The organism is Streptomyces sp. NRRL S-1813 (assembly GCF_000719605.1).
In the GTDB taxonomy this organism is placed as follows: Bacteria; Actinomycetota; Actinomycetes; order Streptomycetales; family Streptomycetaceae; genus Streptomyces; species Streptomyces decoyicus.
The window spans coordinates 70,133-86,057 of record NZ_JOHB01000013.1; the positions used below are offsets into that span (position 1 = coordinate 70,133).

Genomic DNA, 15,925 nt, shown 5'->3' on the forward strand with positions numbered 1-15,925 from the left:
CACGCTCCCAACTATACCTCTAATCGAGATACCTCTGTTAGAGTCAAAGCATGACGATGGCAACGATGACACCGATGGCAACCACGCAGTACTTCCGCACCCCGGACGGCATACGGCTCGCCTACCTCGACCTGGGCGGCACCGGCCGCCCCGTCCTCGCGCTGCACGGCGCCTATGGGCGTGGCCGCTCCATGCTCGGGCTGGCCGACCACCTCGGACCCGAGTACCGGCTCATCGCCCTCGACCAGCGCGGCCACGGCCTCTCCGATCACCCCGACGACTACGGGCGAGAGGGCTACATCGCCGACGCGGCGGCGCTCGTCGAACACCTGGGACTCGGCCCCGTTGCGATCGTCGGACACTCGCTCGGCGGCATCACCGCATACCAACTGGCCGCAAGGCGACAGGAACTGGTCTCGGCCGTGGTCGTGGTGGACTTTCCGGCGGAGTACCGGGCACCGATCGGCGACGATCAGCTGTGCGCACTGCCGACGCACTTCCCGAGCATGCGGGCGATGCTGGACGCACTTGCGTTCATGGACGAGCCCCGGCACTTCACCGAGAGCGCGGTGGAGGAACCGGAGGGCTGGCGGTTCCTGTGGCGGCCGGAGGAGATACACGCCGCCAAGGTCGCGGTCCGAGGTGACTGGTGGGACGACTTCACCGCCGCCGAGCAGCCGCTGATGGTGGTGCGGGGCGGACGCAGCACGCTCGTCCCGCACCAGCACGCAGAGGAGATGGTCCGTCTCCGGCCTGGCACAGAAGTGGTGACGATCGACGGGCACCATGACTTCTACATCACGCACCAGGCGGAACTGGGCGCGACGGTAAGGGAATTCCTCGACCGCACGGACCCAGTGGACGACGATTCGGCCACCCGGCGAGGTGGTGTCGAGTGCTTTGTCGAGTGCATTGTCGAGCGAAGTGAAGTCGATGCCGGTGTGTCGTGGAGCGAAGTGGAGCTGATGCCGCGCTTGCGTAGAACGCTCAGACTTCGCTGCAAGAGGTCACCTTGGCGGCGGGGTTCGGGGTGCTGTGGCGAGTGAACGCCCACAGCACGAGCCCGAGGCAGCTGAACGCGGCACCCAGTGTGCATACGGCGCCCCAGCCCGCCACCGTGTAGAGGGAGGTCGCGGCGAGGGCGCCGGTGGCGCTGCCGATCGAGTAGAAGACCATGTATCCGCCGATCAGTCGGCTGCCCGCGTCCGGGTGCAGCGCGTAGATCAGAGTCTGGTTGGTGACATGGACCGCCTGCACGGCGAGGTCGAGAAGGATCACCCCGACCACCAACGCCCAGAGCGAGCTGCGGGTGAAGGCCAAGGGCAGCCACGAGGCGGCGAGCAGTGCCAGGGCGATGCCGGTGGTCCGTCCGGAGAGTCCGCGGTCGTTCAGGCGGCCCGCCATGGTCGCGGCCAGGGCGCCGGCGACACCGATCAGCCCCAGCGCCCCGATCGCGCTGTGGGGCAGGAAGTACGGGGGACCGCTGAGCGGCAGCGCGATGCTGCTCCATAGGGTGCTGAAGGCGGCGAAGATCAGCAGACCGAACAGGGCACGGAGCCGCAGCAGTCGTTCCCGTGTGAACAGGGTGATCGTGGAGCGCAGGAGCTGTCCGTAGCGCAGGGGTGTCGGCGGAGCGTCACTGTGGCGCGGCAGCACTCGGTACAGGACCAGGGCGAGCAGCGCGGTGAGCGACGCCGAGGCGAGGTAGACGGAGCGCCAGCCCGCGAGATCGGCCATGAGGCCGGATGCGGTGCGGGCGAGCAGGATGCCGATGACCACGCCGCTGGTGACCAGACCGACGACCCGTCCGCGCCCGGCGGGAGGGGCCAGTGAGGCCGCGAAGGCCACCAGCGTCTGCGTGACGACCGCGAGAAGACCCGTCGCGGCCATGCCCGCGAGCAGGATCGCCGCCGTGTGGGCGGCCGCTACCACGGCCAGCGCCACCACCAGCAGCAGTAACTGGGCCACGATGAGCCGTCTGCGGTCGGCCACGTCGCCCAGCGGCACGAGGAAGAAGAGCCCCAGCCCGTATCCGACATGCGTGAGGGTGACGACGCTGCCGACAAGTGCCGGGCTCATGGCGAGATCGTGCCCCATGGTCACCAGGAGCGGCTGGGAGAAGTAGACGTTGGCCACCGCGGCCCCGCAGGCGACGGCGAACAGTATGACGACGCCACGGGACAGGGCGAACGCGGAACCTTCTCGGCTCCGGGCCTCGGTCCGTCGTGTCACAGCCTCACCGTTGCCGGGCATCAGCACTCCTCCGCGAATCTGGTTTCATGTTGCTACCAATGGTGAGGGTGACGGTAACTGCTTTTGGTAGCATGTTGCAACCATCATGAGAGTGAGGGAAGTGAGGGACGCCATGGTGACCAGGACGCGCTTCGACGACAGTGAATGTCCCGTGGCCCGGTCGGTGGACGCGATCGGCGACTGGTGGTCCCTGCTGATCGTGCGGGACGCCTTCGACGGAAGCCGGCGCTTCGGGGAGTTCCAGCGCAGCCTCGGCGTAGCGAAGAACATCCTCACCGCGCGACTGCGCACTATGGTCGCCGGCGGTGTCCTCGAATCCGTCCCTGCCTCGGACGGCAGCGCCTACCGCGAGTACGTACTGACTCCGAAGGGCGAGGCGCTCTTCCCCGTCATCGTGGCGCTGCGGCAGTGGGGCGAACAGAACTTCTTCGCCCCCGGCGAACCACACTCACAGTTGGTCGACCGCCGACAGGGACATCGCCTCCGCGCACTGGAAGTGCTGTCCGCGGACGGTCGACGGCTGAACCCCGACGACACCACCGTCCACAAGACCTCCACCCAGTGATCTCCACCCAGTGATCTGCGCCGGAGACCCGGTGCGGGTGCCGACACGCCGCTCTGCCGAGGTTCATCTCGCCGTAGTTCTGAGGCAGCGTACGAACATCTGGCGCTGGTCACGCCGGTTCGAGGCAATCTTCCCCACCCTTGCGTATCCGTTCCGGGGCTGCTCGGCCACGGCAGGCGACGCGAGTCCAGTGGGCCGGTCAGCTCGGAGGGGTGAGAGACGGTCAGGACCGGCCGCTCCTTGGCGGAGATATCAGGCTCGCTCCTCGGGTCTGGCGCGGCCGCGCTCCGGGTGGGGGGACCCGCACCGCCTCCAGCGACTGTTGTCGCCTCGGACAACACGCCAAATCCGCGGCGGCAAACCGGACATGACGCTCCGGTGGCACTCCGACCGGCGAAGGGAACGACATGAGCGAGCAGCCCGAGCAGGGGCAGGGCCTGACGGTGACGAACGACCAGGAAGAGCCCGTTCCGGCGCCGCCCGAAGTGGTCGACGGCGAGGGAGCGGCGTGGACACGCACCGGCAACGGAACCTGGTACATGCTCAGCTTCAACCCCGCCACCTGCGACGACGAGAGGGACGCGGACTATCTGACCTGGCGTGAGCTGGTCGACGAGTACGGACCACTGACCACCCACGAGCGGACGGTGCGGCCGGCCGCGAGCGGATGATGCAGCCGGGGACGACCGAGATCGAAACGGCTGTCGACGTGGTCGATCGAGGCCGAACTCGTTTGCGGCCTGGGCAAGGCGGCGTCGCCCCGGGGAAACGGCCGCAGTTCGGCACCGGCAGTCTCGCCGGTGCCCGGCATCATGCCAGGCCCGCCCACGCGTCAGCTCCGAACGTGCCCCTCACGTCGGATGCCCTCTCCTGTAGAGCGGCTGACAGTCCGTATCCGCTGCTCGCACCATTCGAGGAGACAACCGCTATGTCAGAGACATCCACTTCCCTGATCCGGCGTCTTGGTGGCCGGGGCATGGGGCTCGCCGTGGTCGGTACGGCCCTCGTCCTCGCTGGCCCGATCCCGGCGACGGCCGTGGCCGGCCAGACCCGTGCCGCCTCGGCCGACCCGGTCTCCGTCATGACCTACACCGCCAAGGAGCGCCAGGAATCCCTCGCCTACTGGACGCCCGCCCGTATGAAGGCCGTCGGGAAGTCCGTGGACCTCGGTCCGACCGGACCGAAGGCCAAGCCGTGGCAGGGCACCGCCATGAAGACCGTGGGGCGGCTCTTCTTCGTCAACGCGAACGGCGCCGATACCTGGTGCACGGCCACTGCTGTCAAGAGCGCCAACCGTTGCTTTCCGGAGGGAGGAGGCTTGGCGCACGACCTGACGCGGATGTGCCAAGCGCCTCCCATTGCATCGGATGTGAACGGGCGACTTGCGTCGGGTGCGAGCCGGCGGCGGTTTGCGCATCGCGTTCGATGGGACGTGAGGCGATGCCGCTGACCAGCGTTCTCGGATGTCGGGGCGGACTGGCGGTCGTCCACAGAAGCGAGCCGCATAAACGCTCGCTGGTTCGGGTCCGCAGCGGCCACGCCCTGGCCGGGATCAGCGGCCGCTGTGGGTGCTGCGCCAGCGGCTGGGCGGCAGGCCGGTTTGACGCTGGAAGAAGGCAGTGAAGTTGGCGGCGTCGGTGAAGCCGACGCGCTCGGCGCAGCGGGCAGCAGGCAGGTCGGTGTGGGCGAGCAGCCGCTGGGCCTCCAGCAGGATGCGCCGGTCGAGGAACTGCTTGGCGCCCAGGCCGGTGGCGGCGCGAGTGGCGCGAGTGAGGGTGCGCCGGTCATAGCCGAGGGTCTGCGCGTAGTGGTCGACATGGTGGCGGCGGGCGAAGTCCCGTTCCACCGCGGCGCGGTAGCGGTGGAAGACCTCGTGGTCGCGGCCCTGACCGAGGGGCGCAGGGGCCGGTTCGGCAGGAAGTGCCCGCAGCACCAGGGCCGCGAGCAGGTGGGCCAGCAGCGGTGGCGAGGCGGCCGGTTCGAGGAGGGCGGCAGCGTACTCGGCGGCGAGATGGTCCGCGGCAAGGAGGGCCAGCTCCCGGGCCTGGCCATCCAACCGCCACGTGCTGGACGCGAAGGAGTCCGCCGCGGTGTGGGCGGCGGGACCCGGTGCGGGCAGGAAGCCCGGCTCAAAAAGGATCAGCGGCCCGTCGACGCGGTCGGCGTCGGTCCATCGGTGCACCGTGCCGGGGCGGATCCACACCACGCTGCCGGGCCGCAGGAGGTGGTCGGCGAAGTCCGCCTCGTGCCGTCCCTCCCCGGACCGGACCAGGGCGAGGACGTGGAAGTCGGGGCGCTGCGGCCGGGTCCGGCGGCGCTCGGGGTCCATCCGCCGCAGCCGCTCGAAGCCGAGCACCTCCACGCCGAGGTCCGCGCCGGGAGCCGGGGCGTACCGCAGCTGCCGTATCGCGGCGGGCAGTTGACCGCTATCCACAAGAACCGCGCTCTTTTCCACCGTGCCCCGGCTGCTCGCCGCCCGTAGCGTCAACGGCAGAAATCCCTTGCCGGCCCGTCTTCTGACACCTATGAAGCCGTGCGGCGACGTCTGGCGTTCGACCAACGGAGAGTACCGAGATGAACAAAACCACAACCTACATCGGCGCCGTCCCCGTCGCGGGAGGGCAAATCCGCCTGCACCAACGGGGGCAGCGTGGGCCGGCCCTTGTCCTGGTGCACTACTGGGGCGGATCGGCGGCAACCTGGGAGGCGGTCGTGGACCGGCTGCCGGCCGACCGCGCGACCGTCCGCTTCGACCAGCGCGGGTGGGGTGCCTCCCGCTCGCTCTCCGGGCCGTACCACCTCGACCGGCTGGCCGACGACATCCTCGACGTGGTGCGCGGCGCCGGCCTGGAGCGTTACGTCCTGGTCGGGCACTCCATGGGCGGCAAGGTCGCCCAACTCGCCGCTGCCCGGCGGCCGCAGGGGCTGGCGGGCCTGGTGCTGCTGGCCCCGGCCCCACCGCAGCCCCCCGCGCACGTCACTGCCGAGTACCGGGAGTTCCTGTCACACGCCTACGACTCGCCGCAGGCCGTCGAGCAGGCCCTCGACCAGGTGCTGACCGCCGTCCCCCTCGACGGCTCCGCACGGGCCGCGGCGGTGCGCGACAGCCTTGCTGCCGAGGATCCGGCACGCCGGGAGTGGCCGCTGCACGGCATCGCCGCGGACATCACCGCCGCCGCCCGGCGGGTCGAGATTCCCGTCCTGGTGCTGGCCGGTGAGCACGACCGGGTCGAGCCGGCCGGCATGCTGCGCGACCGCCTCTTGCCTCACCTGCCCCACGCGGTCCTGGACGTCCTGCCCGGCTGTGGGCACCTGCTGCCGCTGGAGGCCCCTGCCGAGGTTGCGGCGCGGCTGCAAAGCTTCCTCGCCGACGTCGACACGTGAACCTCGGCCACAGCACCGGCCCCGGCCTGACCAACCCAACCCAACCCAACCCAATGAGCCTGCCAAGTCACAGCACTGGGGCCCGTTTCAAACGGTTCGTATGGATGCCATGGGGCGGGTTGGTTGCAGGTGGGGCAGGTGCCTGTTCAGGTGGCCAGGAGGTGTGGGGAAGAAGTCCAGGGTCCAGGCCCGGCGGGGTCTTCCTGTCCTGGTAATCATGCTCAATCCGCCAACGAGGCTCTATCTGGCGGACGAAGTCTTCGGCAGGAAGGCCGGCGAGAAGGTTCGAGATCCAGTACTTCCCCGGCTCCCCGGCTCCCCGGCTCCCCGGCTCCCCGGCTCCCCGGCTCCCCGCCGTACCGCTCACCGGCATCGAGGCGTTGTTGGCGCGACTTACGGGTCGAGTGCTTCGCGTTGCGCCGGGCTGAGGCGGTCCGGTCTCGTGGTGAGGGTGTACGTCTGGGGCCCGATGGTCCTCAGGGCGAGGGGATCGGCGAGTGCTGGTTGCCGTTGGATCGCGTCCAGGGCGGCGCGGGCGCGGTCCCGGGGCCAGTCGAGCGCGGTGGCGAGTACGCCCAGGCTGAGCGGTCGGTCGGCGTGCACGAGGGCGGCGAGCACGGTCAGCGCGTTGTACACGGCGGTTTCGGTGAGGGCGCTGCCGCTCATCTGCTCACTGAGTCGGGCGAAGAACCGGCCCATCGTGCCGAGTCGGGTGCCGGCGGTCGTCTCGGTGCCGAAGATCTCGATGCCCCGCTGTGCGGCAGTCGCGATGTCGGCGTGTGCGCCGGTGTCGGCTTGCCACGCCCGGAGCCAGGCGTCGTCGTCGATGACGTACCGCTCGCGGCGCCCGCCGGGATCAGGTTGACGCACCACCAGTTCCATCGTCTCCAGGTAGCCGATGGACTTGGACACCGACGCAGGACTGACGCGTAGCCGGCGCACCAGGTCGGCTGCCGTCAGGCCGTCGGCGTCAGCGGTGAGCAGGCACACGAACACCCGGGAGGTCATCCGCGGCAGGCCGGTCGCGGCCAGTAGCGCCGCGAACTCGTCTACGAAGCCGCGCACCGCCTCGGACGGCTGCTCGTCTACGCAACCGACGGCAGTACGATCGGCCAGAACGCCCGGCTGCGGCTCCTTCCGGACTCGAATACCGCCATTGCCATGCTGACCAACGGCGGACCGCGGGAGACCTTCTTTCACACGGTGTTCAACGAGATCCTGACCGACCTCGAAATGGTTACGATCCCGGAACTACCCGCACCGGCCACGACGTTGAACCTCGACCTGTCCAGGTACGAAGGCGTGTACGGGCGGCCCGGCGCACGGTACGAGGTGTCAGCCGAAGACGGAAAGCTGTACCTGACCCTGGTCCTCGACCCGATGCAGGCAGCGTTCCTCCAAAAGCCGGACCGCATCAGATATGAGCTGCTCCCGGTGAGCGAGACCCATTTCCTGATGCCACCGGCGGATCCGTTGGAAGACACCCAGACGGTCGCGATTTACGACTTCACGAACGGCACTGCCCAGTACCTCCATACCAACTGCCGGGTGAACCCACGGCAGAGGTGACCGTGCAGCCTTCGACGTCGTCGCTGCACCCGTCGCGATCTGCACGATCCGGTCGAGTCCCTGGGCTGGGCGGCCTGTTCTGCGGGCGGGCGGTGCCCTACTGCTTGCGGTTGCTCTCCCCGGGCACCGCGGACGTGGTGCGTCGTAGCCGCCGCAGGCAGCGGCCAGGAACCTCACCCGCCTCGGGTCCGCGTGCGGTGTCGCTCGGCTGTGCCGGCTGGGCGTGCGGCGACGGCAGCCCTGCCGAAGGCGCTGAACTCGTCCAGCTTTATCTGCCCTGGCTGCACGCGGCCGCTCATCGTGGCTCGTGGTTCACAGGGGTGTTGGGGTTTTCAGCAGCCTGAGCGCGGCGCAGCAGATGAGGAACACGGCGAGGCAGCACGATAGTCCGAGGGTTTCGATGCGGATGAGACTGGTGGTGCCGTCGGTGAAGATGCAGTCGACAGCCGGGGGCAGAAGGCTGCGCTGGGTCTTCGTGATCTCGCCGGAGGGCGCGGAGTGCAGATGTGCCACCTGCCAGCGGAAGCACTCGTTCTGGAGATCGACGGTCGACAGGCTCATGAGCGGGGCGACTCCGGTAGCCCAGATGGTGGCGGCGGTCGCGGGCGCGAGGACCGTGCCCGCTCTGGCCCAGCGCGGCGTACGCGAGCTGAGAGCTATCGCCCAGGCGACCGTGCCTGCCACGAGGAGGGCCGCGCCGCACCACAGCAGCCATGTGCCCGCGGCCGTGGGGTGGCTGGGGCCGTACGTCGACGAGTCCGTCCAGTAGCACGCCAGGCGTGGGGGGAACGCGTCGACGCGGACGTGGGTCAGCGGATAGTCATCGTCGAGGGTCCGCTGCCCGCATACCTCGGTCGGTCGCGTCAACGCGAAACCGTAGGCGAGTGTGTGGCAATACCCCACGATGCCCGTACTCATCCCCAACACCCACCATCGCTGGTGCCGTGCGGGGTGGCGCCGACGCTTCCAGGCAGCGTAGACGAACGTCCCGACGGTCAACCAGATGCCCAACACCAGCCACAGAAGCAGCCACGCAAACATTTCGCCCCTTCGTTTCACACCCAGACGGAAGGAGCCTGCATGCGGTTGCGAGGCAGAGCCGGCCAGGCCACGTTCAGCAACACAGCGTCAGACACGCACACCGGACAACTCCGCTGTGCGAAGAGCCGAGGGAGAGCGTCCGCGACCGCACGTGACAGCACTCGGAGTACACGTTCTCAGCGGCTGAAGCTGACCCGGCCTGACTGCGCCCTGGCGGCACAGTGTGGATGTGCCGTCCGTGCCGTCGGTCTTCTGGTGGAGTTCACCGGCATCGACTATGCCGAGGTGGACTTCTGAAGCGGTGGCATGGGTGGGGGCCTGGAAGCGGTGTTTTCCAGGCCCCCACACGTGTCTGCGCGCGGGGACGGGCATACACGCGCGCCTTGCACACGACGCCGCGCCGGACGGGGCGCGCCCGCGGGCACACCATGACCGCCGGACTACTCGAGGCCGGCGCCCAGGCGGGCTAGGCGAACTGGCCGGGCTGGTAGTCGCCGGCGGGCTGCTGGATGATGACGTTCGCCCGGTTGAAGGCGTTGATGAGGGCGATCGCGCATACCAGGGCGGCGAGCTGTTCCTCGTCGTAGTGCTTGGCGGCGTTCGCCCAGGCCTCGTCGGTGACACCTCCGGCCGCATCGGCGAGGCGGGTGCCCTGCTCCGTCAGCTCCAGCGCGGCCCGTTCGGCCTCGGTGAAGACCGTGGCCTCCCGCCAGGCCGCTACCAGGTTGAGCCGTACCGGGGTCTCACCGGCCGCGGCGGCGTCCTTGCTGTGCATGTCGGTGCAGAAGCCGCACCCATTGATCTGGCTGGCGCGGAGCTTCACCAGCTCCTGCGTCGCGGCCGGCAGTGTCGAGTCCTCGAGCACCTTGCCTGCCGCGATGATGTGCTTGAAGACCTTGCCCACGGTCGGGCTGCTGAAGGCGTCCAAACGGGCACTCACGGTGATCTCCTCTGTTGTTGTCGGTGCTTGCACTCTTATGACGGCACGGCTCGGCTGGATGTGACATGACCGCATGACCTGTGTCTTCCCTCCCGCGCCGCAGCAGGGGGGCCACTACGAAGACGTTCACGTCCGATGCCGAGTGGTCACCCCTGGCTCCGAATATCCCGTTCGGTGGCATGGCGCAGGGCACCTGAGACTGTGGCCGAGACCGCGGCACAGCAATGGGCGAGTCCATCAGCACCGCCGCCACAGCCCAGTAGCGGACGTCTGCCTCCCGGGCGGGCAGCGCCTGAGGGCCTCAGTGACCGGGCGCCGCCGCGACCGCTGAGGGACCCGGTGGTACGACCTCGAACCAGCAGGTACGTGACCGGGAAGACAGCGCTGCCACGGGCCCCGCCTGACGACCCGCATCCTGGTCCCCGCCGCAGGTGCAGAGGCTGCTGGACGCCTGGTCACCGCGGCCCGGGTACATCCGCGACCGCCACTGGAACTTCACCGACATCAACGAAGCCGCCCGCATCGTGTTCGGCTACGGCGACAGCGACCACAACTGCATGGTCTCGTTCTTCACCAACGTCCGCTACCGGGTCCTGCAACGGCACTGGGCCGACACCGCCCCAGACGTGATCGCCGGGTTCCGCGCCGACGCCGCCCGTTATCCCGAGGACCCGGGGTTCGACCGCATCGCTGAGGAACTGGCCCAGAGCAGCCCGGAATTCGCCGGGCTGTGGGACCGCCACGACGTGGCCGAGCACACCAGCGCGGTCAAGGCGGTCTACCATCCCGAAGCCGGAACGCTGGTCTTCGATGCCACCCTGCTGCCGCTGCCCGAACTGCCCGGACACCACCTGATCCTGCACAACCCCCGCCCGAGTACCGACACCCAAGAAAGGCTGGAGCAGCTCATGGGCACGCACAGCCTGGTGGTGTCACACCCAGGATGAGCGGACACTGCCGGGCATCGTGACAGTCCAGCAGGATCACTGCCATGAACAGCAACAACACGCAGATGAAGGCAGTGACCATTCCCGAGTTCGGCGAGGCCGAGGTGCTCCGCGTCGAGCAGATGCCGGTCCCCGAGCCCGGCCCCGGAGAGGTGTCCATCGACGTGGCCTATGCGGGCGCCAACTTCGCCGAAGTGCTCTACCGGCGCGGCGTGGTGGACGTACCGCTGCCCTTCGTGCCCGGCATCGAAGTCTCCGGCCGCATCCGCGCCCTCGGCGAGGGCGTCACGGACCTGACCGTCGGCCAGCCGGTGGCTGCGCTGACGATCGTCGACAGCGGCGGCTACGCCGAGGTGGTGGTCACCTCCGCGGCCCTGGTCGCCCCGCTGGACGGTCTCGGCATCGGACTCGGCGTCGCCGCGGGACTCCCCTCCAACAGCACCACCGCCTTCCTCGTCCTGGACCGGGTGGCGCGCATCGAGCCCGGAGACCGTGTCCTGGTCCACGCCGCGGCGGGCGGTGTGGGCAGCCAGCTCGGCCAGGTTGCCCGGCTGCTGGGCGCCGGCCGTGTGGTAGGGACGGTCGGCAGCGAGGCGAAGATCGAGACCGCCAAGCGATTCGGCTACGACCAGGTGATCCTGCGCGACCAGGTCGCCGAGGCAGGCGAGTTCGACATCGTCGTCGACATGGTCGGCGGCCCCTCCCGCATCGCCAGCCTGGACCGGCTGGCTCCCATGGGACGGCTGGTGGTGATGGGTAACGCCTCGGGCGCCGAAGACGTCGACATCCCCGCCAACCACCTGTGGTTCACCAACAAGACCGTCTCCGGCTTCAACCTCGCCGCCTTCGCCGCGGCCTTCCCCCAAGACGCCGGGCTGGCCCTGCGCCGCGCCGTACAGGCCGCAGCTCAGGGAACTCTGCGGGTACAGGTCGAGGCCCTACCGCTGGAACAGGCCGTCGAGGCACACCGCCGCATCGAATCCGGGCACACCACCGGCAAGCTGGCCCTCACCGTCGCGACGCTGTGACATGGGGCTGCCCGCCTTCAGGTTCTCGAAGGGCGAGCATCCGCCCACCTTCCTGTCGGCAACGGCCATCTCACGGTATGAAGCCGCAGCCGCATGCAAGGCTCAACTGCCCTACGTAACCCTGCATGCAAGGTAAAGCAAGGTCCAAACGCACAGGACACACGAGACTTGTCCGTTCTTCCCTGTCGCTGCAAGCCCTTAACTGGCCGATGAAGGAATGTGATGGTCGGCCTCGGCCCGGCTCGTGCAATTTGATCTTGCATTTTCCATCCGCTGCCGGTGTACACGTGAACGTACTCATCACGTATGGACGCGGGCATTGGGGAGGAGTCACCTTCGGAGGCTGGCTCGCTGCGTCGTTGCGCGGTCGTGGCGAGGGTGGCGGCAGTGGCGAAGCACGCGTCGAAGAACAGCTCCAGTGGGGTGGCTGCACGGTGCTGCTCACGCGTGGAGCATGCGCTCGTCCGGCGCAGGAGCGGGCTGGGAGGGTGCTCATGTCGGTGGGCGGTGGGAAGCGGGCCCGGCGGCGTGTGGGGGGCCGGTGAGGTGGGCTTGGGCGGCGGTGCGGAAGGCGGTGATCAGGCGGTTGCGGTCGTCGGAGCGGGTGGCGAGGACGACACGGCCCGGCTCGACTCCTTCCAGGGGGATCGTGGTCAGGTCGGGGCGGTTGTAGGTGGCCATGGCTCCGGCGGGTGTGATGGCGACGGCGTCGCCGGCGGCGACGAGTTCGAGTTTGTCTTCCACCGTCTCCGCCAGGGGTCCCTCGGGCGCGCGGCGTCCGTCGGGGCGGGGGTCGATGCGCCAGAAGGCGTTCCACGCAGGGTCGCGCAGGCGAGGTGTGGGTTCGTCGGCGATGTCGTCGAGGGTGACGGACTCCTTGCCGGCCAGGCGGTGGTCGGCGGATACCAGCAGCAGCCGCGGCTCGTCGTACAGGATGGTCACATTCAGCTGGTCGGTGGGGAACGGCAGCCGGGCCACCACCGCGTCCACTCGGTGGTCCAGCAGGGCCTCGCGGGGTTCGTTCCAGGACAGGTGCAGGGTGTGGACGTCGGCGTCCGGGTGGCGTCGGCGCAGGGCCTGCACGGCGGGGGTGATGATCAGGCCGGTGGTGTAGCCGATGGCTAGCCGGTCCGGTTCGGCCGCTGCCTGGGCCTGCGCCACGGCTCGGGCCGCCGAGCGCAGCAGCGCCTTGGCCTGGGGCAGGAATACCGCTCCGGCCTCGGTGAGCTCGACGCCGCGCGGCGTGCGGTCCAGCAGTCGGACTCGCAGTTGATCTTCCAGGCGCCGTATCTGCCGGCTCAGGGCGGGCTGGGCCAAGTGCAGGGCGGCTGCGGCGCGACCGAAGTGGCGGTGGTCGGCGACGGTGGCGAAGTAGCGCACCAGCCGAAGATCCAGATCCGCGGGGGGATCAGACATGTCAGGCATAGCTCGACTGTAACGCCGCTCGACTGGCCATCACTCGCCCCAGGGCGTCTCTGACCTGGGGCGATGCCGTTCTGGCATCGCGCTTTGCGTAACTGGTCTTGGACGGCGGACCCGTTGTGCACGCACGGTGAATGCATCAGCCCCACAAGCCACCTCGGCGCGACGGGGCGACAGCGAGATTCTTTCGGAGGACGTGCACAATGTTCGTGATCATGGGAGCCAACGGGCAGACCGGCGGAGCCGTTGCCCGCACCCTGCTGGAGCAGGGCCAGCCCGTTCGGGTGGTGCTGCGGCCCGGCCGTGACGGCCAGGACTGGCACAGCCGGGGCGCCCAGGTCGCCCATGCCGATGTGCAGGACGCGACCGCGCTGAGCGATGCCTTCGCCGGAGCCCGGGCGGTGTATGTCCTCAACCCGCCGGACTACGCATCCGACGACATGCTGGCCTCAGGCCATGCCGTCGCCGTCGCCTACCGCACGGCACTGGACGCCAGCGGCGTTCGGGCGGTCGCGCTGTCCTCGATCGGCGCCCAGCACCCCGAGGGCACCGGCAACATCGTCACCACCCACATTCTGGAGCAGGCCCTGCATCCGCTGGGCACGAGTTTCGTGCGGGCGGGCAACTTCATGACCAACTGGCTGCCCAGCCTGCCGGCGATGGGCACCGGTGCACTGCCCACCTTCTTCGCCCCGTTGGACCGGCCGGTCCCGCACGTCGCCGTGGCCGACATAGCCGCCACGCTGGTGCGTGAGCTCCAGCGCACCGACAGCCGCACCATCGAGCTCGCCGCCCCGGCGGACTACACACCCGCCGACGTCGCCACCGCCTTCTGCGCCGCGCTCGGCCGGCCCGTCACCGCGCAGGTCATCGAGCGCGCCCAGTGGGAGCAGACACTCTCCCAGTTCGGCATGCCCCAGGCGGCGATCGGCAGCTGGGTGGAGATGTGGGAGGGCTTCAACACCGGGCACATCCGCTTCGAAGGCTCTCCCGAGCGCGGTCAGGTCACCATCGAGGACTTCGCCAAGGCCAGCCTCGCGCAGAGGGAGGCACAGCAGTGACCGGCCGCTCCCACGCGCGGGTCGCCACCGACAGGCCCCACCGCTACGCCAAGCAGTTCGCAGCCCACCTGGGCCGGCGGATCAACGCCACATGGGACGAGGAGAGCGGGCAGGGCCGACTGGCCTTCCCGAAGGGCACGGGCACCCTCGCCGCCATCCCCGGCGCCCTGCTGCTGACCGTGGAGAGCAGCGCACCGAACCTGGCGGCCCTGGAAGACGTCGTCGGCCGTCACCTGGTGCGGTTCGGCCTCAATGACGAACTCGTGCAGTGGCGGCGCGAGCACACAACTGCCGAGGCCGCGCAGCGCCGCCGGGCCGATGCCCTCGAAGACGCACCTCTCGGACAGGAACATGACCATGAACGGTAAGAACATCCTCATCACCGGTGGCACCAGCGGTATCGGGGCGCTCACCGCCCGCCTGCTCCTGGACCGCGGTCACCAGGTCGCCGTCACCGGCCGCAGCCCGAGCAAGCTGCAAGCTTTCCTGGAGGAGGCGGGACGGCCGCAGGAACTGCACGGGATCATCGCGGACGCTTCCGACTGGCAGGCCACGCAGGCCGCCGTCGCCGAGACCGTCGAGCGCTTCGGCGGCCTGGACGCCGCGGTGGCCGGTGCCGGGTTCACCGCCGCCGACCACTTCCGCACCAGCGGCACGGCCATCAGCGACGGCGACCCGACCCTGTGGTCGGCCATGGTCCTCACCAACGTGCTGGGCCCCGCCCTGCTGGCCCGGGCCGCGCTGCCCCACTTGCAGGAAACGGGCGGACGGTTCGTACTCCTCGGCAGCGTCGCGGGGCTGAAGAACGCCCCGGGGAACCTGTATTCGGCCACCAAATGGGCCGTCACCGGCCTGGCCGAGAACATCCGCATGTACGCCACGACCGTCGGCGTGGGCGTCACCCTCATCTCGCCCGGCGTGATCGACACCCCGTTCTGGGGCGAAGGAACCACACCTCCCTTCGCCATGTCGGCCCAGCCCGTGGCCGGGGCTATCGGCTTCGCCCTCGACCAGCCCGTCGGCGTCGACCTCAACACGCTCACCATCCGACCGATCGGACAACCCATATGACCACCGCCCCCACGGCTGCCGACCGCTTCGGCGACATCAAGGCCGCCACCCTGACCCACCTCGAACAGCACGGCTGCGGCTGCTACCCCTACGCCGACGGAAGCCTGCTGGCCACCCTCACCGCCGCCACCAAGGCGACGACCGTGGTGGAACTCGGCACCGCCCTGGGCTACTCGGCGGCCTGGTTCGCCACCACCGGCGCCCACGTCCACACCATCGACCGCGACCCTACCCACAGCCGACGGGCGCACGAGCACCTTGCCCGGCATGGGCTGGCCGACCACGTCACCCTGCACACCGGAGAGGGCACCGACATCCTCCCCGGAGTGGCGGACCAGGAAGCGGACGTGGCCTTCTTCGACGGCTACCCGCCCACCACCGCCGCGGTCCAAGCACTGGCCGCCACCTTGCGCCCCGGCGGTCTGCTGATCGCTGGCAACATGACCCTGGGCGGCCAGGCAGAGCAAATCCGCGGCCGGCTCGCCTCCTGGCAGCACACCGACCTCGGAGAAACCCTCCTGGCCGTCAAACCCCAATGAGACAGGGCCCACCTCGAATGCGGTCGTCGACCTTCACCTCGTGCGGCGAGTGGTTGATGCCCGTGCAGGGCAGCTACTCGTGCTGTTCGTCGCTACCAGCCGGGA

At 69.3% G+C, this 15,925-nt stretch carries 18 protein-coding genes; 12 read left to right on the forward strand and 6 right to left on the reverse strand.

Translation table 11 applies throughout. The features are described from left to right. The first annotated feature begins 74 nt into the window (after positions 1 to 74). A complete protein-coding gene (locus tag IF67_RS0120350; RefSeq protein ID WP_051818308.1) occupies positions 75 to 1,046 on the forward strand; it encodes an alpha/beta fold hydrolase in 972 nt (323 codons plus the stop codon). On the opposite strand, the gene IF67_RS0120355 is transcribed toward IF67_RS0120350, so the two are convergent. Then, positions 988 to 2,253: an MFS transporter gene (locus IF67_RS0120355; protein WP_199812753.1), complete on the reverse strand. Its 1,266-nt coding sequence runs from the start codon at positions 2,251 to 2,253 to the stop codon at positions 988 to 990. The genes IF67_RS0120350 and IF67_RS0120355 overlap by 59 nt on opposite strands. A gap of 112 nt (positions 2,254 to 2,365) precedes the next feature. Here IF67_RS0120355 and IF67_RS0120360 point away from each other — a divergent pair, with 112 nt between their 5' ends. The 3 genes from IF67_RS0120360 to IF67_RS0120370 all read left to right on the forward strand — a co-directional run bounded on the left by IF67_RS0120360 (position 2,366) and on the right by IF67_RS0120370 (position 4,268). Next, positions 2,366 to 2,818, forward strand: coding sequence for a winged helix-turn-helix transcriptional regulator (locus tag IF67_RS0120360; RefSeq protein WP_030987631.1), 453 nt, complete (start codon positions 2,366 to 2,368; stop codon positions 2,816 to 2,818). Positions 2,819 to 3,225: 407 nt separating this feature from the next. Continuing rightward, positions 3,226 to 3,489, forward strand: coding sequence for a hypothetical protein (locus IF67_RS0120365; RefSeq protein WP_051818311.1), 264 nt, complete (start codon positions 3,226 to 3,228; stop codon positions 3,487 to 3,489). A gap of 305 nt (positions 3,490 to 3,794) precedes the next feature. Further along, the gene (locus IF67_RS0120370) at positions 3,795 to 4,268 is read left to right on the forward strand and encodes a hypothetical protein (RefSeq protein ID WP_234341199.1); all 474 of its coding nucleotides are present in this window, start codon (positions 3,795 to 3,797) and stop codon (positions 4,266 to 4,268) included. A 102-nt stretch (positions 4,269 to 4,370) separates the two neighbouring features. On the opposite strand, the gene IF67_RS0120375 is transcribed toward IF67_RS0120370, so the two are convergent. Next, positions 4,371 to 5,252 (reverse strand): helix-turn-helix domain-containing protein, encoded by an 882-nt coding sequence (locus IF67_RS0120375; protein ID WP_030987634.1) that lies wholly within the window; start codon positions 5,250 to 5,252, stop codon positions 4,371 to 4,373. A 140-nt stretch (positions 5,253 to 5,392) separates the two neighbouring features. On the opposite strand from IF67_RS0120375, the gene IF67_RS0120380 reads away from it, so the two are divergent. Next, a complete protein-coding gene (locus tag IF67_RS0120380) occupies positions 5,393 to 6,202 on the forward strand; it encodes an alpha/beta fold hydrolase (RefSeq protein ID WP_051818314.1) in 810 nt (269 codons plus the stop codon). Positions 6,203 to 6,595: 393 nt separating this feature from the next. On the opposite strand, the gene IF67_RS0120385 is transcribed toward IF67_RS0120380, so the two are convergent. After that, positions 6,596 to 7,267, reverse strand: coding sequence for a GbsR/MarR family transcriptional regulator (locus IF67_RS0120385; protein WP_234341200.1), 672 nt, complete (start codon positions 7,265 to 7,267; stop codon positions 6,596 to 6,598). Positions 7,268 to 7,363: 96 nt separating this feature from the next. Between IF67_RS0120385 and IF67_RS39380 the strand changes: the two genes are divergently transcribed. Further along, positions 7,364 to 7,771: a hypothetical protein gene (locus tag IF67_RS39380; RefSeq protein ID WP_199812754.1), complete on the forward strand. Its 408-nt coding sequence runs from the start codon at positions 7,364 to 7,366 to the stop codon at positions 7,769 to 7,771. A gap of 312 nt (positions 7,772 to 8,083) precedes the next feature. On the opposite strand, the gene IF67_RS0120395 is transcribed toward IF67_RS39380, so the two are convergent. Continuing rightward, complete coding sequence (locus IF67_RS0120395; RefSeq protein ID WP_158713122.1) at positions 8,084 to 8,638, reverse strand: hypothetical protein; 555 nt, start codon at positions 8,636 to 8,638, stop codon at positions 8,084 to 8,086. Between the two features lie 640 nt (positions 8,639 to 9,278). After that, positions 9,279 to 9,752 carry a carboxymuconolactone decarboxylase family protein gene (locus tag IF67_RS0120400; protein WP_030987644.1) on the reverse strand — a complete coding sequence of 158 codons (474 nt, stop codon included), beginning with the start codon at positions 9,750 to 9,752 and terminating at the stop codon, positions 9,279 to 9,281. 431 nt (positions 9,753 to 10,183) lie between these two features. Between IF67_RS0120400 and IF67_RS0120405 the strand changes: the two genes are divergently transcribed. Further along, the gene (locus IF67_RS0120405; RefSeq protein ID WP_158713123.1) at positions 10,184 to 10,699 is read left to right on the forward strand and encodes a transcriptional regulator; all 516 of its coding nucleotides are present in this window, start codon (positions 10,184 to 10,186) and stop codon (positions 10,697 to 10,699) included. Between the two features lie 44 nt (positions 10,700 to 10,743). Beyond that, positions 10,744 to 11,727, forward strand: a complete 984-nt coding sequence (locus IF67_RS0120410) for a quinone oxidoreductase family protein (protein ID WP_030987647.1) — start codon at positions 10,744 to 10,746, stop codon at positions 11,725 to 11,727. Positions 11,728 to 12,219: 492 nt separating this feature from the next. On the opposite strand, the gene IF67_RS0120415 is transcribed toward IF67_RS0120410, so the two are convergent. Continuing rightward, on the reverse strand, positions 12,220 to 13,143 hold the full coding sequence (locus IF67_RS0120415; protein ID WP_030987649.1) for a LysR family transcriptional regulator: 924 nt from the start codon (positions 13,141 to 13,143) through the stop codon (positions 12,220 to 12,222). Positions 13,144 to 13,364: 221 nt separating this feature from the next. On the opposite strand from IF67_RS0120415, the gene IF67_RS39385 reads away from it, so the two are divergent. From IF67_RS39385 to IF67_RS0120435, 4 genes are read left to right on the forward strand one after another with little or no spacing between them, the layout of a single operon-like run. Beyond that, complete coding sequence (locus IF67_RS39385) at positions 13,365 to 14,210, forward strand: NmrA family NAD(P)-binding protein (RefSeq protein ID WP_158713124.1); 846 nt, start codon at positions 13,365 to 13,367, stop codon at positions 14,208 to 14,210. Further along, on the forward strand, positions 14,207 to 14,578 hold the full coding sequence (locus IF67_RS0120425) for a DUF2218 domain-containing protein (protein WP_063754368.1): 372 nt from the start codon (positions 14,207 to 14,209) through the stop codon (positions 14,576 to 14,578). The genes IF67_RS39385 and IF67_RS0120425 overlap by 4 nt, the downstream gene beginning before the upstream one ends. Beyond that, complete coding sequence (locus IF67_RS0120430; RefSeq protein ID WP_037839591.1) at positions 14,568 to 15,281, forward strand: SDR family oxidoreductase; 714 nt, start codon at positions 14,568 to 14,570, stop codon at positions 15,279 to 15,281. Before IF67_RS0120425 ends, IF67_RS0120430 begins: the two co-directional genes overlap by 11 nt. Continuing rightward, positions 15,278 to 15,820 (forward strand): O-methyltransferase, encoded by a 543-nt coding sequence (locus tag IF67_RS0120435; protein WP_030987657.1) that lies wholly within the window; start codon positions 15,278 to 15,280, stop codon positions 15,818 to 15,820. Before IF67_RS0120430 ends, IF67_RS0120435 begins: the two co-directional genes overlap by 4 nt. Positions 15,821 to 15,925: the final 105 nt, after the last annotated feature.